Raw genomic sequence first — 23,723 nt, forward strand, 5'->3', positions numbered from 1 at the left:
ACCCACCTATGAGCTGCCCGCACTCCTCGGTCACCGACGGCTACTGCGACGCCTGCGGGATCCGGATGACCCCCGCTCCCTCCGGCCCGAGCGTCCCCCTGCCCCCGCCGCAGGGCGCGCCCGTTGGGGTCCCGTGTCCCAACCCGGGCTGTGGAGCACCGGTCCTGGACCGGTTCTGTGAGGAGTGCGGTACCGATATCCAGGCGCCCGACCGTCCACCGCAACAGCCGTTCGCCGGTCCGACCCCGGGCGCCGACCCGCACGTGTCCGGTCCTCCCGCGACCGGACCTCCGCCACCGGCGGCGCAGCCAGCTGCCCACCCGCACACCGCAGCTCCAGCACCCCCGTCGTCGGCCGGCACCCAGGCGGATTCCCCCCCGCAGGACGCGGCGCCCTCCCCGGTCACCTGGACCGCCATCGTGTGGGCCGACCCGGCCTACTACCAGGCGATGGTTGACCAGGAGGTGATCGACGCGAACGAGCTGACCTTCCCCGAGTACTTCCCCCAGCGCCGGATCCCCCTGGCCGGCAGCAAAGTTCGTATCGGGCGCCGCAGCCGGGCACGCGGCATCGAACCCGAGATCGATCTGGGGGCGCCCCCCGGAGATCCGGCGGTCTCCGCCCGACACGCGGTCCTGGTGCCCCGACCCGACGGCTCGTGGGCACTGCGCGACGAAGGGTCCACCAACGGAACCATGGTCAACGGCATGGACGGGCCCATCGACCCCGACACCGAGGTCCCGCTCGCCGATGGGGACCGGATCTACCTCGGGGCCTGGACCGTGATCACCATGCAGAGAGGGTAAGCGTTGAGCACCGTCCTCAGCCGAGAATCGAGCGCCGACGACACAGGCCCCCGCAGTGACCGGGGTAGCCCCGACGGGAGCGGGGCGGTGAGTGCGCGCTCCCGTCGCCTGCTGCGGGAGCGGCTACGGTACCCGCTCCGCTCCAGGTCCACGGTTCGGCGGCTCCAGATTCTGTCCGGTACCGCCATTCTCGCGCTTCTCGGCCTATGTGCGACCAGCATCGTTGGGCTGACCCAGGCGCGGGACGGTGTCCACACCATCGGACACGGCGCCGGCCCCCAGGTTGTGGAGACCGCCAACCTCTACTACGCCCTCAGTGACATGGACGCCCAGGTGGCCAACATCCTGGTGATCGGGGACCAGCACGAGCTCGGTGACGGCCGGGAAGCGGCTCTGGAGACCTACGACCAGCGACGCACGGAGGCTAACGAAGCGCTCCTCGAAGCCTCGCAGCTGAGTGCGGACGATCCGACCGAGCAACGCACCGTCCAGGAGCTTCTGGACGGGCTCGCGACCTATGACCAGTTGCGTGCCGAGGCGATCCTGCTCAGCGAGCAGGCCGACCACCCGCCGGGTGAGCTTCCCGAGGAGGTTCGAGAAACCTACGACGAGGCCGCGGACCTGATGCGGCTGGAGCTGCTGCCCAAGGCCTACAACCTCGCCCTGGACCGGGGCTCCCTCGTCCGCACCACCTATGAGGAGAAGCACACCTGGGTTCTGGTGTCCGCGATCGTGGCCGCCGTGGCGGGGATCGTCGCGGTCGCCGCCCTCATCCGGCTCCAGATCTTCCTCCGTCGACGGTTCCGACGTCGGCTCTCGCCGTTCCTGGTGGCCGCGACCGTCGGCACCGCCATCATGACTGTGGGCATCAGCGGATTCCTGCTGTCCGAAGCGCGGCACCTACAGAGTGCGAAGGAGGATGGCTTCGACTCCGTCCTGGCCCTGGCCCGCGCCCGCGCAATGGCCACGGTCAATCATGCCGACCAGAGCAGGTATCTCCTCAATCCCGACCAGGCCACCAGCTACGAACAGCGGTTCCTGGAGAACTCCCAGGCCATCGTGGACGTTCCGATCGGCGGTGAGGACGGCTCGGCGGCGGGCACCCTCGAGGAGTACCGCGAATCGCTTGCCGAGGGTGTGGCCAACCTCGAGGAGGAGGACGTCGATCAGGAGCTGCGCGGGCTCCTGGGCGACGAGGTCGGCGCGAGCGAGCTGGAGGGGCACGACACGGCGATCCTGACCGTGCTCCAGAACTACACCGCGCTCCAGTCCAGCGACGAAACCATGCGCGCCATGGCCGAGCGGGGCAATACCCACGGCGCCATCCAGTTCCTGGTCTCCAGCGGGGGTGGAGAGGGCACCTACGCGTTCAACCAGTTCGACACGGCCCTTGCCGAGGGGCTCACCGAGCTGCACCAGCAGGCGTTCGACGACGCGATCGCCCGCGGGGAGAGCGGTCTGACCGCGTGGACCGTGGCCAGTCCCGCAGTGACACTCCTGCTGGCCGGGCTGGTTGTCGCCGCAGCCCGGTCCCGTATGGCCGAGTACCGCTGAGAGGAGTCCCGGATGCGCACGCGCACGCTCGCACTACCCCTGGCCATGACGCTGCTCGCGGCCACGGGTTGCACCGCTGTCGCGGAGACGGGCTCCGTCGCGGGAGCGAACAGTCTCACCATCGGTGTGAAGTACGATCAGCCCCAGCTGGGCCTGGAAACCGGTGGCAGCTTCGAGGGCTTCGAAGTCGACGTCGCCACCTACGTCGCCGACCGGCTCGGCGTCGATCCCGACGACATCACCTGGGTGGGGCTGGACTCCGCCGACCGGGAGGACGCCATCCGCAACGGTGACGTGGACCTCGTGTTCGCCACCTACTCCATCACCCAGGAACGCAAGGCGGATGTCGGCTTCGCCGGCCCCTACTACGTCGCCCATCAGGACATCCTGGTGAATGCCGAGAACACCGAGGTGGAGGACGTCACGGACCTGGAGGGCACCCGCATCTGCCAGGCCCAGGGCTCACACTCGGGCACCCGCATCGTCGAGGAACGCGGGATCGACGCCGAGCTCGTGGAGGAGGACAACTTCGGAGACTGCATCAACACCGCCCTCGCCGAGGGCCAGGTGCAGGCCGTGTCCACCGACGACCTCATTCTCGCCGGTTTTCTGGAGGAAAACCCCGAGGCGTTTCGGTTCGTGAACGCTCCGTTCACGGACGAACGCTACGGTGTCGGCATCGACCGGGACGACATCGCCGGTTGTGAGGCGGTGAACAAGGCGATCACCCAGATGTACCAGGACGGCACCGCCGCCGAGCTGTTGCAGGAGTGGTTCGGCGCGACCGACCTCGACCTGGTCACCAGCGTCCCCCAGTTCGAGGGGTGCGGGTAACACCGGGAACAGCCGCATCGGAGCACACGGCGATGGGTCGGCGCCACGAAACCCGGTGAACCGGTGGCGGTCCGGCTTCGTGGCGCCGACCCATCGTGCCCGCGCCTCGATCGGCGGCTAGTTCGGGATCCGCCCGTTGTGGTCCTTCGCCGCACCCGGGGAGCCGTCCGTGGACTGTTCGGCGCCCTCGGAGTCCTGCCCACGCAGGGTCTCGCGTGCCTCCCTGGCCTTGGCGGTCACCGTGTCTCGGACCTGTTCGCGGGCCTGGCGCAGGCTCTCCTGCCACTCGGCCTCCTGGGCCGACTGACGCATGCGCACCACTCCGTACACCGCCGCGGCGCCGGCCGCGGCCACCCCGACAACGATCAGGGTCCTGGGCACCCGGCGGCCTCCCGCACGCCGGCCACGCAGGAAGAGGCGTTTCGGGGGCTCCGGCTCCACTTTCTGCGCAGCCTGGACGAGCAGGTTAGCCACGCGCGGAGCAACGGTGTCCTCCACACGCTCCGCGGCGTTCTCCAGACGAGGCGCGGTCCATCCCCGCGCCTGCCGGAACCGGCGGGCCGCGTTGTCCCGCGCCACCTCGGCGTAGGGCCCCAGACGTTCGGCCTGTTCCCGAGCGAGTTCTTGCAGCCGAGCAAGCGCCGCCTCGAACTCGGGTTCGGCGCTGCGGCGCTTCAACGTGACTGACACGTCGACCTCCTTGGTTCTCCGATTGGTTCGGGCTGCTCCATCACAACGGGACACGGCAGTGCTGCTTTACCTTTCCAATCAACCCGCCGGTTATGCCTTCGGGGCTCACCCGATCGCGGGCCGACCGAAAAGAACCGCGCCCCAGCGGGCGGGATGGTGCGGCTGGCGGGCCCCGGGACCGTCGCCGCCACCCCGGACGGTGTGGCCACCATCCAGAACAACTGGCCTCAGACTATTCCCGCGGCGGGAACACCCCATGTCGTGACACGCGAGGCGGATCCGGCCGACACCGGACATGCGGCCGCAGGCGGCCAGCACCGGCTGGGTCCAGCACCGGCGGTAACGTGGACACCGCAGATACTGAGAATCCATGACCAGGAAAGGTCTTCCTACGTTGTCTGACGCGTCCACCGGCCAGCTGCGCGCTCGGCTCGCCACGTCCAAGGGCGAGATCGTCCTTGCGCTCTTTCCACAGCAGGCCCCACAGACCGTGGCGAACTTCGTCGAACTCGCGGAGGGAACCCGGGAGTGGCGGGACCCCCGAACCGGGGAGACCACCACGGCCAAGCTGTACGACGGCACGATCTTCCACCGGGTAATCTCCGGGTTCATGCTCCAGGGTGGAGACCCGCTGGGCAACGGCCGGGGCGGCCCCGGATACGAGTTCGCCGACGAGTTCGACCCGAGCCTGCGGTTCGACCGTCCCTACCTGCTCGCCATGGCGAACGCCGGCCCGGGCACCAACGGATCCCAGTTCTTCATCACCGTCTCGAAGCCGGCCCACCTCAACGACCGGCACACCATCTTCGGTGAGGTGACCGAGGGACACGACGTCGTCGACGCCATCGAGGCGGTCCCGACGAACCAGGCCGACCGCCCGCTGGAGGACGTGGTCATCCAGTCCGTCACTATCGAGCGCGACTGAGGCGTTACGACGATGAGCGATTCCCCTCCCCCCACCCCGGAGGAACCGTCCGCCGCGGAGGTTCCGACCTGCTTCCGGCATCCCCAACGGGAGGCCTACGTCCGCTGCGCCCGATGCAACCGGGTGATCTGCCCGGACTGCATGCGGGAAGCCGCGGTCGGATTCCACTGTGTGGAGTGTGTGGCGGAGGGGAATCGTACCGTTCGGCAGGCCCGTACGGTATTCGGTGGAAAGCAGGTACGGGCCCCGTACGTCACCTGGACCCTGCTCACCCTCATCGGCCTGGGTTTCCTCGCCCAGCTCGGGACGGCCTCGAACGGTTGGGGAGCCACGAGCAGCTGGCTGGTCCCACAGTTCGGCATGCTCGGTGTCGTGGGTGAATTCGGCGTCGCCCACGGCGAGTACTACCGCCTGCTCACCTCGGAGCTGCTGCACGGCGGCGTGCTGCACCTCCTGGTCAACGGTTTCGCCCTGTACTTCCTCGGCCCCCAGTTGGAGCGCTGGCTGGGGCATCCCCGCTTTCTCGCCCTGTGGCTGCTCAGCGCCCTGGGTGGCTCGGTACTGACCTACCTGCTGGAACCCCAGCAGCTCACCGTCGGCGCCTCCACCGCACTGTTCGGGCTGTTCGGTGCCATCTTCGTCCTGGGGCACCGCCTCGGGCTGGACACCCGGTTCGTCCTGGTTCTACTGGGGCTGAACCTCGTGCTGACCTTCACCGTGCCCAACATCTCCTGGACCGGCCACATCGGAGGACTGGCGAGCGGCGCCGTGATCGCGCTGGCCTACGGCTACCTCCCGCGCACCCGACAGCACACCGGACCCCGACACCAGCGCCGGCAGGCCCTCTTCCACAGTGCCGTGGCCGCCGGATGGGCTGTGCTGCTGGTGGCGCTGGCCGTGGCACAAACCTGGCTCATCGTCAGCTAAGCCCCGCGTTGTGGAGTTGGGCTGAGGTAGGTCCCAGCCTGGCGGATGCAGGGATCGGGGCCGGTCGTTTCGGCCGCGCTGGTGTCGTGCGGACACTTCCTTCCAGCCTCCCGGCGAACACCCATCCACGCCGGGCAGCCCACCCCAGCACGCCCCGACAGACCCGCTGGCCACCCTGCGGGGGAACGGGAGCGCCGCCAGGCACGACGCCAGCGGCCGCATCGGCGCCCAACGCACCACACCCCCGTGTGGAGGCTCCTCGCGCCGCCACGCGGGGACGAGGGCATTGCGGAGACTAGTGCCAGCGCGTCGACATCAACACGGTAGCGATGATGCCGCCGAAGCCGACCAGGAGGTTCCAGTTGCCCAGCTGGTCCAGCACGGGAATCTGCCCGCCGGTGATGTAGAAGACCACGATCCACAGGATTCCGAGGGCACCTGGAGCCAGCATCACGGGCACGAACCAGGGAGGGCTCACCCGTGGCGCCTCCTCCTGTACCGGAGGAGTGTAGACAGCCTTCTTCTTACGGTCGCTGCGGGACTTCGGCACGGTCAGTACTCCAAGACGGTGGACGACGCCTGGCTGGCACGTCACAGTCTAGGTCAGACGTGGCAACCCGTGCCCCTCGCGGTGGAGGGGATGACACGGGCGACCGGCCCCTACCCGTTGCGGGCCCACTCCTCGAACCAGTCGTCGTCCCCGAGCCAAGCGTCCTCGTGCTCGCCCTCCCCGTCGTCTCCGTTCTCGCCGTTGCCGTTATTGCCGTTGCCGTTATTGCCGTTGTTCCCGTTGCCGTTGCCGTTGCCGTTGCCGTCTCCGTTGTTTCCGGGGTCGTCGGCCACGACAATCTGCACGGTGGTGCCCTCCTCGACCGTGCTGCCCGCACCCGGGTTCTGGTTGATGACGGTTCCCGGTTCCGCATCCGGATCCGGCTGCGGCTGGGCCTGGGCCTCCAGCTCCAGCTCGGAGAGCTCCTGTTCGGCCTCGCCCTGCTCCAGCCCGATCAGGTCCGGAACCTCAACCTCCTCGGCTTCCGGCTCCGTGGCCAGAACCAGATTCACCGCCGTGCCCTCCTGCACCGTGGAGCCGGCGGCGGGACTCGTACGCAGTACCGTGTTCGGGTCCTGATCCTCGGTCTCCTCCGTGCTCGTCGACCCGATCTGGAGCCCGGCGTCTTGCAGGGTCTGCATCGCACTGTCCTGGTCCTGACCGGAAACGTCCGGCACGTCGACCTGGTCGTCCTCCTCCTCGCCGGTGGAGACCACCAGCAGGATCTCGGTCTCGGCCGTCTGGGCCGTACCGGCCGCGGGGTCGGTCTCGATGACGTTGCCCTCGGCAACCTCCGCACTGGGCTGTTCCTGAGGCTCATCCGCGACATTGGTGAACCCGACGTCCTCCAACTCCGCTTCCGCCTCGGCGACGGGCATACCGCTCACATCGGGAACATCGATCTCCTCGACACCGTCCCGCGTCAGCAACCAGCCCAGGAAGACCAGGGCACCGATCACCGACAGGGCCAACAGCACCCACAGCAGAGCCTTGCCAGCACCTCCGCCACGGCGCTCGTCACGCTCATCGAAATCGCCGTCGTCGTCCTGCACCGGCGGCAGCGCCGTGGTTCCCCCGGCCGCCGCCATAACCGCGGTGCTGGCCTCGGTCTGCATCCCCGACATCCCCCGCTGAATGTCGGCCCGCATCTGCTCGGCGCTCTGGTAGCGATCCTCCGGATCCTTGGCCATGGCCCGCAGTGTGATCTCCTCCAGCCACTGCGGCACCTCCGGGTCCAGCTGGCGCGGGGGAACCGGATCCTCCCGCACGTGCTGGTAGGCGATCGACACCGGTGTGTCCCCCGTGAACGGCGGCCTCCCGGTGAGGAGTTCGTAGAGGACACAGCCCGTGGCATAGAGGTCGCTACGCGCGTCCACACGCTCACCCCGGGCCTGCTCCGGGGAGAGGTACTGAGCGGTACCGATGACCTGTGACGTCTGGGTCATGGTCGCCTGAGAGTCATCCGTGGACCGCGCGATACCGAAGTCCATCACCTTGACCTCGGCCTGGCGTGTCAGCATGACATTGGCAGGCTTGATATCCCGGTGCACGATGCTGTGGCGGTGACTGTAGTCCAGGGCACGCAGAACGCCCTCGGCGATCTCGGCGGTGCGCTCGGGCAGGAGCCGCCGACCGTCGTTGAGCAGCTCCTGGAGCGTACGTCCGTCGACGTACTCCATCACGATGTAGGGGATGTTCGCGCCGTCGATCTCGTCCTCGCCGGTGTCGTACACCGCGATGATCGAGGGGTGGTTCAGCGAGGCCGCGGACTGCGCCTCGCGGCGAAACCGCGCCTGGAAGGTCTCGTCCTGGGCCAGGTCCGAGCGCAGCGTCTTGATGGCGACCATACGATCCAGCCGCAGATCCCGCGCGCGATGAACCTCGGCCATACCTCCACGCCCGACCGTTCCGTCGAGTTCGTAGCGGCCACCGAGTAGCCGTGGCTGAGACATGTCCTGAACTATCCCCTGTGTCTCTCGGAGCTGGATCGTGATGTCGTGTTGCAGGTCGGCCGTACATCCCTGGGACGACGCTCGCTGCGACGCACGCGGACAGTCGGACTCTCCAGCCCGCGAACCGCTGCGACGGTGCTCTGGCCCCGCCGGAGCCTCAGTGCGGTGCGGGCCCGGCCGGGCTGCACGTCACTCATTGGTCCGATCGCACGCACACAACACTCCCTGGCAGGCTTCGGCCCACACGTACGGTGCCAACGGCTGGCGAACCCCGGATCTGCGGAGATCCTCACTCTCCGGCTTCCTCACCGGAGTCCGCATCCTCCTGCTGGTCATCGGGTTCCGTCGTGTCCTCGTCGGGTTCGCCGGTAGGCTCGTCCGGCTCGTCGGGCTCGTCGGGTCCGGTTTCGTCCGGCGTCTGTTCCGGTGTGGGCTCGGTGGGCTCCTCGTGCTCGGTGTTCGGGGCCTCCTCCGGCTCGGGGGCAGGGTCACCCTGGTCCGGGGCCTGCTCCACCACCGGTTCCTCGGGCTCGGGCTCCTCGGTCGGTTCCTCCTCGTCCGTGGGCGCGGTACGCTCTGCCTGCTGCTCGTTTCCGGCCGGGCGACTCGGCTCCTCACCGCCACTGAGCCACTGGCCAAGGAACAGGGCACCGGCCGCGAGGACCAGAACGGCAACGATCGAGCCGATAACCGCCGCTCGGGGAATCCTCCGGGAGCCCGGGGCCAGGGTAGCCGAGTCACCGGCACCGTCAGAAGAGGCCGGACCGAGTGATTCTCCGGGCTGCGTCGCGGCGTCGCCCTGACCACCCCGAGTGGCACCCGCCCCAACCGCCGCACCCGACATGACCGCGGTCTGTGCGGGCGCCGTCAACACGCTCGTGGCCGCGTCCGGGCGCGATGGCACGGTCCCGGTGTCACGCAGCTGTTGGGCGGTCTGGGCAACGTCAACCGCGGAGGAGGGACGGTCCGCCGCGGATTTGGCGAGCATGCCGAGAACGAGGTCCTGCACCGGTTGCGCGATGTGCTCCGGGAGCGGCGGCGGCTCGTCGCGGACATGGGCCAGTGCGAGCGCGAGTGGCGCGTCCGCGGTGAACGGCGGAGTACCGGCGAGGCACTCGTAGGCCACCACACCGAGGGAGTACACGTCCGAGGAGTGCGTGGCCGACTGCCCTGAGGCCTGTTCCGGGGAAATGTACTGGGCGGTCCCCATGACCATCCCCGTCTGGGTGAGTGTCACCGACTCGTCGCCACGCGCGATCCCGAAGTCGGTCAGCTTGACTGTGCCGTCCTCGGTCACCAACAGGTTGCCGGGTTTGATGTCGCGGTGCACCACGCCCCGGGCGTGTGCCGCCCCGAGGGCGTGCGCGGCCTGCGCCAGCAGCCCCAGGGCGGCACCGGGCTCCAGGCCGCCATCCCGCCGGATGATGGCGGACAGGGGCTCCCCACACACCAACTCCATCACCAGGAAGGCGGTGTCGTTCTGCTCCCCGTAGTCGTAGACCTGGGCAATACCGGGATGGGACAGCCCGGCGGAGATCCGCGCCTCGGTGCGGAACCGTTCCCGGGAAATGGGTTCCGCCATCTGCGCGGCGTGCAGCACCTTGACAGCGACTGGGCGGCTCAGCAGGGTATCGGTGGCGCGCCACACCTCGCCCATGCCGCCGACACCGATCCGCTCGTCGAGCTGGTATCGGCCGTTCAGCAGGGTCCCGCTGCGGTCCGGGCCCTCCTGCGTGTCGTCATCCGGGTGCGGCACGCCGTCCTCACTCACTGCTCACTCACTCCTGGAGCACCGCCTCCATGATGTCCCGAGCGACCGGGGCGGCCGAGGCACCACCACCGCCGCCACCGTGTTCGATCACAGTGGCAACCGCGACCTCGGGGTCGTCGGCCGGGGCGAAGCCGATGTACCAGCTGTGGTTGGCACGGTCACCACCGGCCTGGGCGGTGCCCGTCTTACCCGCGACGTCGATCCCACTGATGGCTGCGTTCGTACCGGTACCCCCCTCCTCGGTGACCAGCTTCATCATTTCGGTGAGGTCGCTGGCGGTGCTGGAGCTGACGGCGCCGGGCATGTACACCTCAGGGTCGGTCGAGGTGATCTCGGACAGGTCCGGTGCCTGCACACTGTCGACCAGGTAGGGCCGCATGACGTCCCCGTTGTTGGCGATCCCGGAGGCGACCATGGCCATCTGGAGTGGGGTCGCCTCGAGATTACCCTGGCCGATCCCGGATCGCGCGAGAACGAACTCGTCGTCGCTCTCGTTCGGAGCCAGGCTCTCGGTGACATCCAGCGGAACCTCCAACGGCCCCTGGTTGAACCCGAAGGCGCTGGCCTGCTCGTACATCTGCTCCGCACCGAGTTCCATCGCCCAGTTCGCGAACGAGGTGTTACAGGAGATCTTGATGGAGTTCGCCAGGGTGTCGGGATTCCCCCCGTTACAGGACATCCCGCCGGCGTTGCGCAGGGTCCCCCCGAGCTCCATGGAGTCGGGTGCGGCCATCTCGCTGTCCGGGCTGGCGCCGTTCTCCAGGGCGGCCGCCGCGGTGACGATCTTGAAGGTGGAGCCCGGTGGGTAGCGCTCGTTGAACGCCCGGTTGAGCAGCGGATTGTCCTCCTCCAGGCGCGCGTCCAACTCCTCCATGGCCTGCCCCGACACCTCGGTGTCCAGGCTGGAGATCGGGTTGGCGTCGAAGGTGGGAATCGACGCGGCGGTCAGGATCTCGCCGGTGCTCGGGTCGAGAGCGACCGCGGCCCCGGTGTCGCCGAACTGCCGGAGCCCGTCCACGGCCGCCCGCTGCGCATCGGGGTGGAGGGTGAGGTGCGCGCTGGCGCCCTGGCTCTCCTCCCCCGAGATCATGTCCATGAAGTTACGCACCGCGAGCCGACTGTCCGAACCGTCCAGCAGGGAATTCTCCGCACGTTCGATTCCCGTCTCGTTGTAGAAGGAGAAGAAGCCGGTGACGTGGGCGAAGTACTCCGAGTCCTCGTAGACCCGCTGGTAGTCGTAGAGTGCGTCCTCCCCGGTCTCCTCGGAGTAGGCGATCTGCTCGTCAGCAACGATGATCGGGCCCCGCTGGTCGTCGAACTTGCGTTCGTTCACCCGTGGATTGCCGTCCGCCTCGCGCAGGGACTCCGCCGTTATGGCCTGAAGCCAGTTCACCTGGAGCAGCAGTGCTGCGAACAGCACCATGAGGAAGACCGTCAAGCGTCGGATCGGTATGTTCATCGCGAGATCACCTGCGTGGCTCCCTCGTCCTGGATCGCCTGCGGCGCGGGTTTACGTGCGTTGTCACTGAGTCGCAGCAGCAGCCCGATCATGATCCAGCTCGCCATGATCGAGCTTCCTCCCGCCGACATTAGCGGTGTCGTCATACCCGTCAGCGGAATCAGCCGGGTCACGCCCCCCAGCACCACGAAGACCTGGAACGCGAAAATGAAAGACAACCCCGTGGCCAGGAGCTTGACGAACATCTCCCGGGACGCCAGGGCGACCCGCAGGCCCCGTTCCACCAGCAGGAAGATCGCCATCACGATCACCATCAACCCCGCCAGTCCCAGCTCCTCACCGAAGGACACGAGAATCAGGTCACTATCGGCGGCGAAGTTCTGGTCGGGCCGCCCGGCCCCGAGCCCAGTCCCGAGCAGTCCCCCCTCGGCCATCGCGTACAGGCCCTGGACCAGCTGCCACCCCTCGTTGTCCGCGATCTCCGGGTCGAAGGTGTTCAGCCAGATCATGACCCGCAGCTGCACGTGGCTGAACAGGAAATAGGCGATGGTGGCCCCACCGAGGAACATGGACACCCCGATGATCACCCAGGAGGAACGTTGCGTGGCCACGTAGATCATCGCGAGGAAGGTGCCGAACATCAGCAGCGAGGTGCCCAGGTCCGTACTGACCACCAGCAGCATGATCGCCAGCATCCAGGCGACGACCATCGGTGCCATGTCCCGCAGACGCGGAACATCGAAAACCCGGAAACCGAACACCTTGATCTGGCGGCTGGCCAGGGACAGGACGTCCCGTTTCAACACCAGATACGCCGACAGGAACAGCACCAGGGCGATCTTCGCGAATTCCGAAGGTTGCAGAGTGAAGCCACCGAAGCCGATCCAGCGTCGGGCTCCGAACCGCTCGATACCGATCACCGGCAGGATCGGCAGCATCATCAGCACGATCGCGGCCAGGGCGAACAGGTACGGGTAGCGTTGCAGGACCCGCGGCTCCTTGAGGAAGAACAGAACGCCCAGGCACAGCAGCATGCCCACGGCGGCCCAGATCAGCTGCATCCCGGCACCGGCGTGGTCCCCGTCGCCCTGGTTGAGACGCCACACCATGGCGAGTCCCAGACCGGTGAGGAACACTGCCAACGGCAGGATCAACGGATCGGCGTACGGGGCGATGAAGCGTAGCGCCACGTGGGTGCCGATAGTGATCGCGATGAAGCCGATGCCGTAGCCGAACATGCCCACGGGAAGGCTGCCGTCCAGCGCCAGTCCGGAGGCCCCGAACGCCGACACCGTCACCGCCAGCGCGACCCCGAGCATGACCAGTTCGGCGTTCCTACGCTTGACCGGGGGAAGCGTCGCGGGCGCGTTGTCCTTACTCATCGGGCTGGTCCGGGGTGTCGGTGTCCGCTGCCGGGTCGGACCCGTTCTCCGCGGTGGCGGCGCCGGTCTCGGCGTTCGCCTCGGCATCCTGGTCGTCCGGGTCGTCCGCAACCGCGTCAGCGTCTGTGTCAGCTTCGGCGTCGTCCGCTGCCGCACGCAGCCGGTCGATCATCTCCTCGGCGGCGTCCTCGCTGTCGAACTCCTGGATGTTGCGGACCTGGTCCTGTTCGTTCTGCGGCAGGCTGTCCAGGGCGATGCCCGTGTCGTCGACCTGCTCCCAGAGATCGAACCCCAGAACGTCGGTGTTGAGTCCCTGATAGAGGGCGACGTTGTCTCCGGTTCCCTCGTCTGGGCCAACGAAGTACTGACTGTCGAGGAAGCGGCCGACCAGGATGAACCCAGCGACCGCGACCACGGTGACGACGACGAGGAAGGTCACCACCATCGGCCACCACCGCCGGGTCCCCGGTTCGGAGGCGGCGGGTTCCGGGGGCTCCGCGGGGGTTACGTCCTCCACCGGGTCCATCTCTGCGGTGTCCCGCGCCGGTTCCTCCCGGGGTTCCTGGGGTTTGCCCATCATCTCCTGGGCGCGCCCTGCCGGAGTATCCGGCGTCATCAGCGGTTCCCGCCGCTGATCCGCGGCCCCCACCCACATCCGCTCGGTGGTGGGACCGGCGATATCGGTGTCCGTCTCGATAACGTCGGCGATCACCGCAGTGATGTTGTCCGGACCCCCGCCCCGGTTGGCGAGGTCGATCAGACGCCGGGCCGCGGTCTCGGGCGAGGTCTCACTGCCCAGGGTCTCGCGAATGGTGTCCTCGCTGACCACTCCGGACAGACCGTCCGAACACAGCAGATAGCGGTCGCCCAGTTCGACCTCATACACCCGGATGTCCGGGTCGACCTCGCCCTGGCCGTTCAACGCCCGCAGCAGCAGCGAGCGTTGGGGGTGCGTGGCGACCTCCTCCTCCGTGATCTTTCCTTCGTCAACGAGGGTTTGCACGAGGGTGTGGTCGTGAGTGAGCTGGGTGAACTCGCTGCCGCGCAGCAGGTAAGCCCGGGAGTCACCGACGTGGATCAGCACGAGCCGGGACCCTGACAACAGCATCGCCGTCAGGGTGGTGCCCATGTTCTCGAGCTTGGGATCATCCTGGACGTGCCGGGCGATCGTGGTGTTGGCCGAGTCGACGGCCTCCTCCAGGGACTCGGCCATCTGCGAGGCAGGAATATCCCCGTCGAGAGGCTCCAGAGCGTTGAGCGCGATGGCGCTGGCGATCTCCCCGCCAGCGTGGCCGCCCATCCCGTCGGCGACCGCAAGCAGGTGGGGGCCGGCGTAGGCCGAGTCCTCGTTACCTTCGCGGAGGCATCCTACGTCGGAGTACGCCGCGTATCGGAGAGCGATTGTCATTTGCGCAGTTCCAGTACGGTCTTGCCGATGCGAATTGGCTGGCCAACGGATACGGGGACCGCCTGCGTCACCTTCTGTTGACCAAGGTAGGTCCCGTTCCGCGACCCCAGATCTTCGACGAGCCAACGACCGTTGTCCGAGTAGATACGGGCGTGCCTGCCGGAAGCGTAGTCGTCATTGACGACGAGCGTCGAGTCCTGGCCTCTCCCGATGAGAATGGGGTGGGGACCGAGGTTCAGCTTTGTTCCGGTGAGGGGCCCCTTGGTCACGACGAGGTGGCTCGGTTCGTTGCGTCCCCCCCGAGGCTTCGGTTTCGGCTTGGACTCGCGCCGGGGACGCTCGGGGCGCTTCGACTTCTTACTGCTCTTCGCGGGCCCGAACATGTCCGTACGGATCACACCAACGGCCATGATCACAAACAGCCACAGCACCGCGAGAAACGCGAGCTTGATCACCATGAGGGTCAGATCGTTCATTGAAGTGCTCGTCCACCCCTGTCGTGCTCCGGCTGGATGTCTGTGACGGCCACCGGCCCTCGGTATGGCACGTGACGTCGGACAGACCCACTGGACGTGGTTATTCTGCCCGATCGGTCAAGCCTCTCGGGACGGCGCTCCCTCCATCCCCACGGTCTTTCCTGTGTCGTGACGGCCTCCCCTGTCGGGGACGCCATCGTGGTTGATCTCTGTTGGCCCTGGTCGGTTCGCGACAGCCCTAGTCCCGCCGGAAGGTCATCCGGGTATCGCCGAGAGCCAGCCGCGACCCGTCCACCAGGTGTGCACGCCGCACCTTCTGGTCATTCACATAGGAGCCATTGGTGGAACCGAGATCCACGAGGAAGAACTCGTCCCCCTCCTCCATCCGGATCTCGGCATGGTGCCGGGAGACTCCGTTGTCGACCAGCCGCAGGTCGCAGTCCGTGCTCCGGCCCAGCAGCGTGACCTGGTTCTCGATCGGGAACGGATCCCCGGAGCGCCCCTGGGAGGTGACGAGCAGCCGGGGCTGCCCCCGGAACTGGGACTCGGAGGCGCGCGGATAGTCACTCGGAGGCTGGCGGATCTCATTGGCTTCGACGGTCGTTCCGCGGATCACGCCCGAACGGATGCGGAACCGACCGGTCTTGAGGTCCTCCGCGAGATCCATCCGGACCTTGACCGGACCGACGAAGGAGTATCCCTGTTCACTGGCGTACTCCCGAGCCAGCTTCGACAGTTCGTCGCCCAGGCTGTCGGAGTAGACCGCGAGGCGCTCGTGGTCAGACCCGGCAAGCTCCACGACGAAGTCGTTGGGTACCAGCGTGCGTCCCTGAGCGACGATGGCAGCGCGTTCGTCCATCTCGCGCTGCACCCCGCTGGCCAGCTCGACCGGCTGCACCTCGGCCTTGCTGACCGCCGCAAAGGCTCCTTCGACCAGGCTCTCCAGCCTGCGTTCGAAGTTCTGCAGCACTCCCACGAGGTACCTCCCTTGACTGCCACTCCCGTGTGAGTGAGTTGGTGGACAGATCCTTCTCTCAAGCTTAAGCGCGCCCGCCCCCGGCATGGGGACGAGCAGCTCCAGCCCCCTCAACCACGGAGATCCGCGACGGAGGTTACGGGACCGGACGTTGCGACCCTAATTCACTGGGACGATCGTAGCTTCGTTGTGGTTTCTGCCGGAGGGTCTCGTTCCGGGAAAACGGCCGGTACCGGCCGCGGGCGACCTCGCACCGCGTATGCACGACCCCCCACGAACTCGTGCTAGCCTTGGTCATGTCGCAGAGCGGGCAGCCGGGCCAGCAAGGCCCGGGCGTCAGCATGTGACATGTCACTCGGGCGGGTGGCGGAATGGTAGACGCGCACGGTTCAGGTCCGTGTGTCCGAAAGGACGTGAGGGTTCAACTCCCTCCTCGCCCACCAGCAGAATTCGGCCCGGGCACAGGGTGCCCGGGCCGATTCGTGTCGCAGGGCCGGTTCAGCCCTGCCCCGCAACGTAACTCTCGATCCCGTCGAGGAAGCGGCGCAGCGGGAAGACGATGCCGAAGCGGAACGACTCACTCTCCACCCCGGCGAATGCGCCCCGATCCTCCTCGGAGTGTGCGTCTGCTGCCCCGGAGCGCTGTGGCGGGTCGAACATGCCCGCCGCGACGATGCGGCTGAGGGTGGGGTAGCGGTCGGGAACCGCATAGGTCCGCAGTGCGGTCGCGTAGGCGGATTCCGGCTGCTCCTGCGGCGCGGTGGGGGAACCACCCTCCGTGGCCGGAGCCCCGGCGGCGCTCTCGGTCTCGGCACGGGCCCAGTCCCGGATCGAGCCCTGCACAAAGGCGAAGGCACAGAAAGCCTCGACGTCGGAGAGTCCGCCTCGCGTGAAGGCGCTGGTTCCCGCCTCCATCCAGGCGAGATGGTTGGGGCCGATGGGTGGCCCCGCGAACTGCATGGACAGGAACCAGGGATGGCGCATGAAGACGCGCCAGACCGCCCAGGCGATGGCCTCCACCTGGGCACGCCACGGCAGGGACGTGCCGTCCGGCGCCTCCGGGGTGGGGGGCTGACCCACCGCCCGGTCGATCATCACGTCCAGCAGTTGGGCCTTTCCGGGGACGTAGCGGTACAGCGACATGGTCGTGTAGCCGAGTTCCCCGGCGATGCGCTGCATGGACAGGGCGTCCAGGCCCTCGGTGTCGGCGATCGTGATGGCGGTGTCGGCGATCCGGTCGATACTCAGACGTGGTTTGGGGCCGCGTCGGGGACGTGGCGACTCCCCCCACAGCAGCTCCAGGCTGCGCATCTGGTTCACGACTGCGCCGGAACCACCGCCGCCGGGGTCGCCGGTGCCGCCACCGGGGCGCCTGCTCGTGTTTTCCGTCGCCATCGCGCCATCCCCTCCCTTGACCGCGTCCCAGCCTAGATCCACATCTGCCCCGAACCTCCGGCTCGGACAGCTCCTCAACTCCGCAATCCCATCAATTGTGTATCGCATACACCAATATGTATACTTCATAAACAGTTTATGGCGAACACAGATAAGGATGAGGGGATGTATGTCCGCAGCACATGTGACAGCCGAAGGTCTGTGTAAGCGCTATGGCCAGGTCACCGCGCTGGACGGGGTCGACCTGGACGTGCCGACGGGAACCGTCGTCGGGCTGCTCGGACCGAACGGTGCGGGGAAGACCACCATGATTCGCCTCCTGACCACCCTGGCCCGACCCGACGCGGGTCGGGCCAGGGTCGCCGGCCACGACGTGACCCGCGCCCCCGGGATGGTCCGGCGACGGATCGGACTGGCCGGACAGTACGCGGCCGTGGACGAGCTGTTGACCGCCCGCGAGAATCTGGAGATGTTCGGGCGGCTCTACGGGCTCGGGATCCGCTCGGCCCGCGGCCGGGCCCGTGAACTGATCGACCACTTCGACCTGACCTCCGCGGCGGACCGCCCGGCCCGCGGCTACTCCGGCGGGATGCGGCGCCGTCTCGACCTGGCCACCAGCCTGATCCCCGAGCCCGACGTGCTGTTTCTCGACGAGCCGACCACGGGCCTGGATCCACGAAGCCGAACGGGGATCTGGTCCTCGGTACGCGAACTGGTGTCCCGGGGCACCACCGTCATCCTCACCACCCAGTACCTGGAGGAGGCCGACCAGCTGGCCGACCGGATCGCGGTACTCGGGGCTGGCCGGGTCATCGCCGAGGGTCCACCCAGTGAGCTCAAAGGCAGGATCGGACACGACTGGATCGACGTGGCCATCCACAACGCCGCCGAACTCTCCGCAACCACCGAGATCGCCGAACGTGTGTGCGGTACCCGGCCCCGGGTCGACTCCGATGCCCTGCGGATCAGCGTCACCTGCACCGATCGGGTGTCCCAGCTCACCGCCCTCGTGCGAGAACTGGACACGGCCGGCATCGAAGCGGCGGACCTCTCCGTGCGCCGCCCCACCCTGGACGACGTGTTCCTGGCCCTCACCGGCGCCGACACACAACCACCGGCGATCTCGTCCGGCTCCTCCCCCGCCGCTCCCACATCCCCGCTGGAGGCCACTCGATGAGCACACCCACCACACCACGACCGGAAACCGCCGAGCGGGGCACCGTCCGGACCTTTCTCGCCGACACCCGAACCATCGCGCGCCGCAGCCTGATCCACATTCCCCGGGCCCCCGAGGAACCGATCCTGGCGCTGGTCATTCCGGTCATGCTGCTGTTGCTGTTCGGGACCGTCTTCGGTGAGGTCATGGCGCCCCCCACGGCCACCACCTATATGGAGTTCCTGCTCCCGGGAATCCTCGTGATGGTGATGATGTACGGCGTCGCCGGCACCGCGACCGGAATCGCACGGGACGTCAGTAGGGAGGTGATGGACCGGTTCCGGTCCATGCCGATGTCGGCCGCAGCGATCCTCTCCGGGCGGGCCTGCACCGACCTGGTCCGGGGCGCGGTGGAACTCGCCGTCCTCCTGCTGGGCGGACTGATGCTGGGCTGGCGTTGGGAGGGGGGAATCGCCGCCCCAGCGGCGGCGATCGGCCTCCTGCTGCTGTTCCGATTCGCGATGATCTGGGTGGGCATCCTGCTCGGCCTGCTCGCCCCTGGCCCCGACGCCGTGGGGCTGGTCGTCTACCCGCTGGCCTTCCCACTCAGCGTGCTGTCCACCACGTTCCTCGCTCCCCAATCCATGCCGGACTGGCTGGTTCCCATCGCGGAGTGGAGCCCGATCTCGGCGGTCGTCGAGGCCGTCCGCGAACTGTTCGGGAACCCAACGGTCGGCGGGGAGTCCTGGGCCGCCCAGCATCCGCTGTTTCTGGCCGTGGCAGCTCCGCTCGCCCTCGTGGCCGTGTGTGCCCCGCTCGCCATATACCGCTTCCGCCGGCTGACCACCTGAGCGGTCCCGGTCCCGGGCCCGGAGCGGACCCGGGACCGTCGACTCACGGTTGCAGCACCGCGCCCATCGAGTCCCAGCGGTCAATCTCGCAGCCGTCGGCACGAGAGAAGGTCGCATCGACCTCCGTACCCTCCACGTGACCGGTCACGGTCGCGACGTGCGGGCCACCGTAGATGTGGGTGCACATCTGATCCTCGGAAACGGGCTCGAAAACCCCGGGATCGATGTCGGACAGTTCGGCACAGGCGGCCTCGGGGTCCGGGTGATCCCCACCCTCCGGCGCGCAGGTCAGCGACCACTGTCCGGTTTCGGGCTCGTCCTCGCCGGCCGGCAGGTCGTCCGCGTCCTCGTTGACGGCGACCTCGATGGAGAGTTCGGTCTCGGCAGCCTCTCCGGTGTCGTCGGCGGCTCCGTTCTCCGCGGCGTCATCGTCTGCGTCATCTCCGGTGTCGCCGCTGTCCGCGTCCGCGGCGTCATCGTCCCCGTTCTCGGTGGACTCGGGGTCCGTTCCGGCATCGGATCCCTGGCATCCGGACAGTAGGAGCCCCACGGCCAAGGCCGGCGCCGCAACCGCCGCCGCGAGCCGCGTTGCTGCCGGTACTGGTGGGAGGATGTGCGTACCCTGGTTCTGACTGGCAGCCATGCGTTGCCCAATCGTCGGAGCTATTGCCTGGAGCGTAGCGCAAAGGAGGCGTTCAGCTCGATGTCCGAGCCGAATATCCCGGAAGTCGATCCCACACAGGTCCCGGCAGACGCGTATCTGCTCGACGTCCGGGAGCCCGAGGAGTGGCAGGCCGGTCACGCCCCGCAGGCGACCCACGTTCCGCTGGGCCAGCTCGCCGCACACGCGGGTGAGATCCCGACCGACCGCCACGTCTACGTCATCTGCCGCTCGGGAGGGCGCTCGGCGCAGGCGACGCAGGCCCTCAACGAGGGCGGATGGCAAGCCAGCAACGTCCGGGGCGGTATGCAGCAGTGGGCCTCCGCCGGACTCGCCATGACCAGTGTGGATGGCGAGCCGCGCGTGGCCTGATCCGGCCAGTGCGCGGCAGCGTGGATCCATGGATCAGTGGATCCGTGGATCATCCGGGGCCGGACCGGACCGCTCCGGCCCCGCTGCGCCGTCGAATCCGGGTCTCCTCCAGGTTCAACAGGTACTGTTTCGCCTCGCCCCCACCTGCATAGCCGCCCAGGCGCTGCGGATAGTCGTCGGGAACGACACGGTGGCAGGGAAGCAGCACACACAGGGGATTGGTCCGCACCGTGTTCACGACCGCGCGTCGGGCATTGGCCTGGCCCGAACGCTGCGCCAGTTCCCGCTCGGTGGTGGTCTCCCCGTAGCCAACGTCGAGCAGCGACCGCAGCACGACCTTGCCGAAGTCGCTGGCTAGCCGGAGATCCAGCGGCACGGTGAACGAACGCAGCCGTCCCTCGAAGTAGGCAGCCAGTTCCGAACGCACGGGGTCCAGTCGGGCCTCCGCCCGCCCCACGTTCGGCAGGGAACGGCCGAGCCGCGCGGCCACCTGGTCCTCCGCCTCGAAGGAGCAGGCCGCGACGCCGCGGGCGGTCAGCCCCAGGGTGAGGAATCCGACCGGTGTCTCAACCGACCCCACCACAGCGTCGTGGGGCAGCGGGTCGCGCAGATCGCCGCTCAGGCCGGTGCTGGTGTCCTGGGCTGCGGTTTCGCCCCCGGTGAGTTGCACCCGGTGGGGTGTGGTCGCCCGCAGCAGTGCGAACAGATCTCCGGAATCGTCGGTCGAGCATGCCGGGCCGGGGGCGTCCGAGGTCCCGTTGTCCTGCCTTCCCGTCACGATCGTTCGTCCCTTCAGTGACGTCCGTGGCCGGTCCGGGGCAGAGCCACCGGCTCCCGGTCGTCCGTGTTGGCAGGATGACACGGCCGCCGCAACGGATCCGAGACACCGCGCCGGGGCGACCGGCAATCGATCGCGACCGCTGTTGTGGTTTGGGACACCCCAATTGCGAATCATTCGTGACGGAAACCCGGACATCCTCAGCGATCGCCTGCCATGGAACGGCTGCGGGATGGCACGATGACGGCGTGAGCTTCGACGCCCCCACGCCGGACCCCTCGGCTGTGCTCGCCAGTGCCAGCACGCCGATCGTCTCGCTCGATCTCGAGCTGCGGGTGGTGTCCTGGAATCGGGCGGCCGAGGAGGTGTTCGGCTGGACGGCGGAGGAGGTGCTCGGCCAGCAGGTCCCGTTCGTTCCGGAGGAGCTTCAGGCCGAACACCACGCGATGCTGGAGCGGGCACGAGCGGGAGGCGCACATTCGGTGCTGAGTCGCCGCCTCCGGGCGGACGGGGAGCCCGTCGACGTCCGCGTGGACGCCAGCTGCCTGTGTGCCACCGACGGAACGGTGACCGGGTGGGTGCACGTGCTCCATCCGCTCCAGGAGTCGACGTCCGAACAGGAGATGCGGGAACACTGGGCGAAGCGGGCCCGGATGATCCGGCGGGTCAACGAGGTGGTGGTGGATATCAACACCGACCTCGACCTGCCGTCGATCCTGGACCGGATCGCCACGAGCCTGACCTCGCTCACGGAGGCGGACGCCGGCGGGTTCGCGATGATCGAGGACGGGCGACTGCGGCTGGTCAGTATGACCCACCTGCCCGAGCATCTGCGGGACTATGCGGCACCCCTGGAGACCAGCCTGTTCGGCGAGCTGCTGCGCAGCGGCAAGAGCGTCATGCTGGCCACCGACGAAACCCGCTCGCTGGACGACCTGATCTGGGCGAACCTTCCGGGCCTGCACACGATCGCCCTCGGGGTGTCCTATGTGAAGGGCGAACCGTACGGGGCCCTGTACGCCCTGTATAGCGGGAAGAAGGTAGGTCACGTCGAGCTGGAGCTGCTGGAGTTGCTGGCCGGCCATGCCGGTGTGGCCCTGACCAACGCCCTGACCTACCAGGAGATCGAGCGCCAGCAGGCTCACGAACGGGTGGTCCTCGACGCCAGCGCCGACGGGATCGCGGTGCTGAACCGGCACGGCCACGTCCGCAAGTGGAACCGGGCCGCGACCACGCTCACGGGCGAACCCGCGGACCGGGTGGTGGGGCGCCGGCTTCCGTTCCCCCTCCCGAGCGAGCGGGGACGTCCCCTCACCCACCAGCTGCCCAACGGCCGCTGGCTGGAGATCCTCAGCGACCGGATCGCCGAGTCGGAGGAACTCGTTGTCGACTTCCGCGATGTCAGCCAGTCCAAGACCCTGGAAGAGCAGAAGGACCTGTTTCTGGCCACCACCAGCCACGAGCTCCGTACCCCCATCACGGTCATGCGCGGATACGCCAACACCCTGGTCGAGCGGTGGGCACGCCTGGAGGATGCCAACCGTCTGGAGGCGGTTCAGGCGATCGCCAGCCGTGCGGGCACCCTGGCCCGGCTCGTGGAGAATCTTCTCCTCGGTTCGCATGCCGAGTCCGCGGAGTCCGATCTGGTGCTGCAACCCTTCGACCTGGAGCGGGTCCTGCGCTCGGTGACGACCGCCTTCGCTCCCCTGTCCGAGCTGCACCGGGTCAACGTGGAGATCCCGACTCCACTCCCCGCGGCCCACGGCGATCCCACCGCCACCGAGGCGCTGGTGGGCCAGCTCCTGGAAAACGCGTTCAAGTACTCCCCCGAGGGAGGAGAGGTTCTGGTGCGTGCCGTTCCCGAGAAGGGCGCGGCGGGGCAGGACTGGGACGGAATTCTGATCACGGTCCAGGACGAGGGGATTGGGATCGCTCCCGAGGATCACGAACGCATCTTCGAACGCTTCGTGCAGGGGGAGACGGGTGACCGCCGACGGTTCGGCGGGGTCGGCCTGGGGCTGTATATCACCCGCCAGCTCGCCCAGGCCCAAGGGGGAGACGCAACGGCGGAGGCGAACCGCTCGCACGGGGCCTGCCTCCAGGTGCGGCTTCCCATCGCGGAGCGGGACGCGGAGTCGGATGCGTCCCCGCCGTGACCAGCTTGCCGCGCTCCCGCCGTTCCGCACGATTCACACAGTTTCGCGAAACACCAGTCACGTTGGTGGCACCAGTCTCCAGTTACCGCTACAGTCGCGACTGTGGAGTTGAAGATATCGAATCAATCTCACTTGGATTGCGAAATCGTCGCTATCCACGGAGAGATTGACCTCTATACAGCGCCGCACCTGCATAACGAGCTGAAATCCGCACTCGATGCCGGGGCGCGGCGGCTCGTCATTGACCTTTCCCGGGTGGGGTTCTGCGACTCCACGGGGATGAACGTGCTGCTCTCGGTCATGCGGCAGGCGCGAGAGCAGGACGGGGACCTCGAACTCGCAGGGCCCACCCCGGCCGTGCTGAAGATCCTGTCCGTGACCGGGCTGGACACGGTGTTCACGGTGCACGACTCGACCGGGGACCTTCCAGCGGCCCAGACCGCGCCATCCGGTTAGGCCGTGCCTTTCGGGAGGTCTGCGGGCTGCGGTGCTGGTCGGGTCGCTCCGGTGGGCGCGGGCTGGGAACCGGGCACTCTCCCCGGATGCCGCATGTGGGCTGCTGGCTGCGTCGATGCGTGCCGGTCCGTGTGTGGGAGGCCCGAGGGAACGCACCCACCCGGGGCCGTGGTGGGGGTGCTCCCCCC

22 protein-coding genes and 1 tRNA gene are annotated in these 23,723 nt (G+C 68.0%); 11 read left to right on the forward strand and 12 right to left on the reverse strand.

The window, feature by feature from the left end; all coding sequences use genetic code 11:
* Positions 1-8: 8 nt before the first annotated feature.
* The 3 genes from RIF23_RS15190 to RIF23_RS15200 all read left to right on the forward strand — a co-directional run bounded on the left by RIF23_RS15190 (position 9) and on the right by RIF23_RS15200 (position 3,194).
* Positions 9-806: an FHA domain-containing protein gene (locus tag RIF23_RS15190; RefSeq protein WP_310913188.1), complete on the forward strand. Its 798-nt coding sequence runs from the start codon at positions 9-11 to the stop codon at positions 804-806.
* Between the two features lie 87 nt (positions 807-893).
* Positions 894-2,360: a hypothetical protein gene (locus RIF23_RS15195; RefSeq protein WP_310913189.1), complete on the forward strand. Its 1,467-nt coding sequence runs from the start codon at positions 894-896 to the stop codon at positions 2,358-2,360.
* Positions 2,361-2,372: 12 nt separating this feature from the next.
* Positions 2,373-3,194, forward strand: a complete 822-nt coding sequence (locus tag RIF23_RS15200; protein WP_310913190.1) for a glutamate ABC transporter substrate-binding protein — start codon at positions 2,373-2,375, stop codon at positions 3,192-3,194.
* Positions 3,195-3,311: 117 nt separating this feature from the next.
* On the opposite strand, the gene RIF23_RS15205 is transcribed toward RIF23_RS15200, so the two are convergent.
* Positions 3,312-3,884, reverse strand: coding sequence for a hypothetical protein (locus tag RIF23_RS15205; protein ID WP_310913191.1), 573 nt, complete (start codon positions 3,882-3,884; stop codon positions 3,312-3,314).
* 394 nt (positions 3,885-4,278) lie between these two features.
* On the opposite strand from RIF23_RS15205, the gene RIF23_RS15210 reads away from it, so the two are divergent.
* Together RIF23_RS15210 and RIF23_RS15215 are read left to right on the forward strand one after the other, a co-directional pair.
* Positions 4,279-4,809, forward strand: a complete 531-nt coding sequence (locus RIF23_RS15210; RefSeq protein WP_310913192.1) for a peptidylprolyl isomerase — start codon at positions 4,279-4,281, stop codon at positions 4,807-4,809.
* 12 nt (positions 4,810-4,821) lie between these two features.
* Positions 4,822-5,736 (forward strand): rhomboid family intramembrane serine protease, encoded by a 915-nt coding sequence (locus tag RIF23_RS15215; protein WP_310913193.1) that lies wholly within the window; start codon positions 4,822-4,824, stop codon positions 5,734-5,736.
* Between the two features lie 295 nt (positions 5,737-6,031).
* Here the strand turns inward: RIF23_RS15215 and RIF23_RS15220 are convergent, their stop codons facing one another.
* The 8 genes from RIF23_RS15220 to RIF23_RS15255 all read right to left on the reverse strand — a co-directional run bounded on the left by RIF23_RS15220 (position 6,032) and on the right by RIF23_RS15255 (position 15,710).
* A complete protein-coding gene (locus tag RIF23_RS15220) occupies positions 6,032-6,286 on the reverse strand; it encodes a cell division protein CrgA (protein WP_310913194.1) in 255 nt (84 codons plus the stop codon).
* A 110-nt stretch (positions 6,287-6,396) separates the two neighbouring features.
* Positions 6,397-8,238 (reverse strand): Stk1 family PASTA domain-containing Ser/Thr kinase, encoded by a 1,842-nt coding sequence (gene pknB, locus RIF23_RS15225; RefSeq protein WP_310913195.1) that lies wholly within the window; start codon positions 8,236-8,238, stop codon positions 6,397-6,399.
* 289 nt (positions 8,239-8,527) lie between these two features.
* Positions 8,528-10,009: a serine/threonine-protein kinase gene (locus RIF23_RS15230; RefSeq protein ID WP_310913196.1), complete on the reverse strand. Its 1,482-nt coding sequence runs from the start codon at positions 10,007-10,009 to the stop codon at positions 8,528-8,530.
* Between the two features lie 7 nt (positions 10,010-10,016).
* Positions 10,017-11,468, reverse strand: a complete 1,452-nt coding sequence (locus RIF23_RS15235) for a peptidoglycan D,D-transpeptidase FtsI family protein (protein WP_310913197.1) — start codon at positions 11,466-11,468, stop codon at positions 10,017-10,019.
* A complete protein-coding gene (locus RIF23_RS15240; protein ID WP_310913198.1) occupies positions 11,465-12,850 on the reverse strand; it encodes an FtsW/RodA/SpoVE family cell cycle protein in 1,386 nt (461 codons plus the stop codon). Before RIF23_RS15240 ends, RIF23_RS15235 begins: the two co-directional genes overlap by 4 nt.
* A complete protein-coding gene (locus RIF23_RS15245) occupies positions 12,843-14,258 on the reverse strand; it encodes a Stp1/IreP family PP2C-type Ser/Thr phosphatase (RefSeq protein WP_310913199.1) in 1,416 nt (471 codons plus the stop codon). The genes RIF23_RS15240 and RIF23_RS15245 overlap by 8 nt, the downstream gene beginning before the upstream one ends.
* Positions 14,255-14,734, reverse strand: coding sequence for an FHA domain-containing protein FhaB/FipA (locus RIF23_RS15250; RefSeq protein WP_310913200.1), 480 nt, complete (start codon positions 14,732-14,734; stop codon positions 14,255-14,257). Before RIF23_RS15250 ends, RIF23_RS15245 begins: the two co-directional genes overlap by 4 nt.
* Positions 14,735-14,972: 238 nt before the next feature.
* A complete protein-coding gene (locus tag RIF23_RS15255) occupies positions 14,973-15,710 on the reverse strand; it encodes a DUF3662 and FHA domain-containing protein (RefSeq protein WP_310913201.1) in 738 nt (245 codons plus the stop codon).
* Between the two features lie 357 nt (positions 15,711-16,067).
* Between RIF23_RS15255 and RIF23_RS15260 the strand changes: the two genes are divergently transcribed.
* Positions 16,068-16,153 (forward strand) — tRNA-Leu (locus RIF23_RS15260).
* A 55-nt stretch (positions 16,154-16,208) separates the two neighbouring features.
* Here RIF23_RS15260 and RIF23_RS15265 read toward each other — a convergent pair.
* Positions 16,209-17,105 (reverse strand): TetR/AcrR family transcriptional regulator, encoded by an 897-nt coding sequence (locus tag RIF23_RS15265; protein ID WP_310913202.1) that lies wholly within the window; start codon positions 17,103-17,105, stop codon positions 16,209-16,211.
* A 169-nt stretch (positions 17,106-17,274) separates the two neighbouring features.
* On the opposite strand from RIF23_RS15265, the gene RIF23_RS15270 reads away from it, so the two are divergent.
* The gene (locus RIF23_RS15270) at positions 17,275-18,282 is read left to right on the forward strand and encodes an ATP-binding cassette domain-containing protein (RefSeq protein WP_310913203.1); all 1,008 of its coding nucleotides are present in this window, start codon (positions 17,275-17,277) and stop codon (positions 18,280-18,282) included.
* Positions 18,279-19,112, forward strand: a complete 834-nt coding sequence (locus RIF23_RS15275) for an ABC transporter permease (RefSeq protein WP_310913204.1) — start codon at positions 18,279-18,281, stop codon at positions 19,110-19,112. The genes RIF23_RS15270 and RIF23_RS15275 overlap by 4 nt, the downstream gene beginning before the upstream one ends.
* Positions 19,113-19,155: 43 nt before the next feature.
* On the opposite strand, the gene RIF23_RS15280 is transcribed toward RIF23_RS15275, so the two are convergent.
* Positions 19,156-19,755, reverse strand: coding sequence for an SSI family serine proteinase inhibitor (locus tag RIF23_RS15280; RefSeq protein ID WP_310913205.1), 600 nt, complete (start codon positions 19,753-19,755; stop codon positions 19,156-19,158).
* Positions 19,756-19,815: 60 nt separating this feature from the next.
* Here RIF23_RS15280 and RIF23_RS15285 point away from each other — a divergent pair, with 60 nt between their 5' ends.
* Positions 19,816-20,145: a rhodanese-like domain-containing protein gene (locus tag RIF23_RS15285; protein WP_310913206.1), complete on the forward strand. Its 330-nt coding sequence runs from the start codon at positions 19,816-19,818 to the stop codon at positions 20,143-20,145.
* A 49-nt stretch (positions 20,146-20,194) separates the two neighbouring features.
* On the opposite strand, the gene RIF23_RS15290 is transcribed toward RIF23_RS15285, so the two are convergent.
* Positions 20,195-20,923, reverse strand: coding sequence for a methylated-DNA--[protein]-cysteine S-methyltransferase (locus RIF23_RS15290; RefSeq protein ID WP_310913207.1), 729 nt, complete (start codon positions 20,921-20,923; stop codon positions 20,195-20,197).
* 248 nt (positions 20,924-21,171) lie between these two features.
* On the opposite strand from RIF23_RS15290, the gene RIF23_RS15295 reads away from it, so the two are divergent.
* The gene (locus RIF23_RS15295; RefSeq protein ID WP_310913208.1) at positions 21,172-23,079 is read left to right on the forward strand and encodes a PAS domain S-box protein; all 1,908 of its coding nucleotides are present in this window, start codon (positions 21,172-21,174) and stop codon (positions 23,077-23,079) included.
* Between the two features lie 102 nt (positions 23,080-23,181).
* The gene (locus tag RIF23_RS15300) at positions 23,182-23,535 is read left to right on the forward strand and encodes an STAS domain-containing protein (protein WP_310913209.1); all 354 of its coding nucleotides are present in this window, start codon (positions 23,182-23,184) and stop codon (positions 23,533-23,535) included.
* Positions 23,536-23,723 lie beyond the last annotated feature (188 nt).

This window comes from Lipingzhangella rawalii (assembly GCF_031628175.1).
Classification (GTDB): Bacteria; Actinomycetota; Actinomycetes; order Streptosporangiales; family Streptosporangiaceae; genus Lipingzhangella_A; species Lipingzhangella_A rawalii.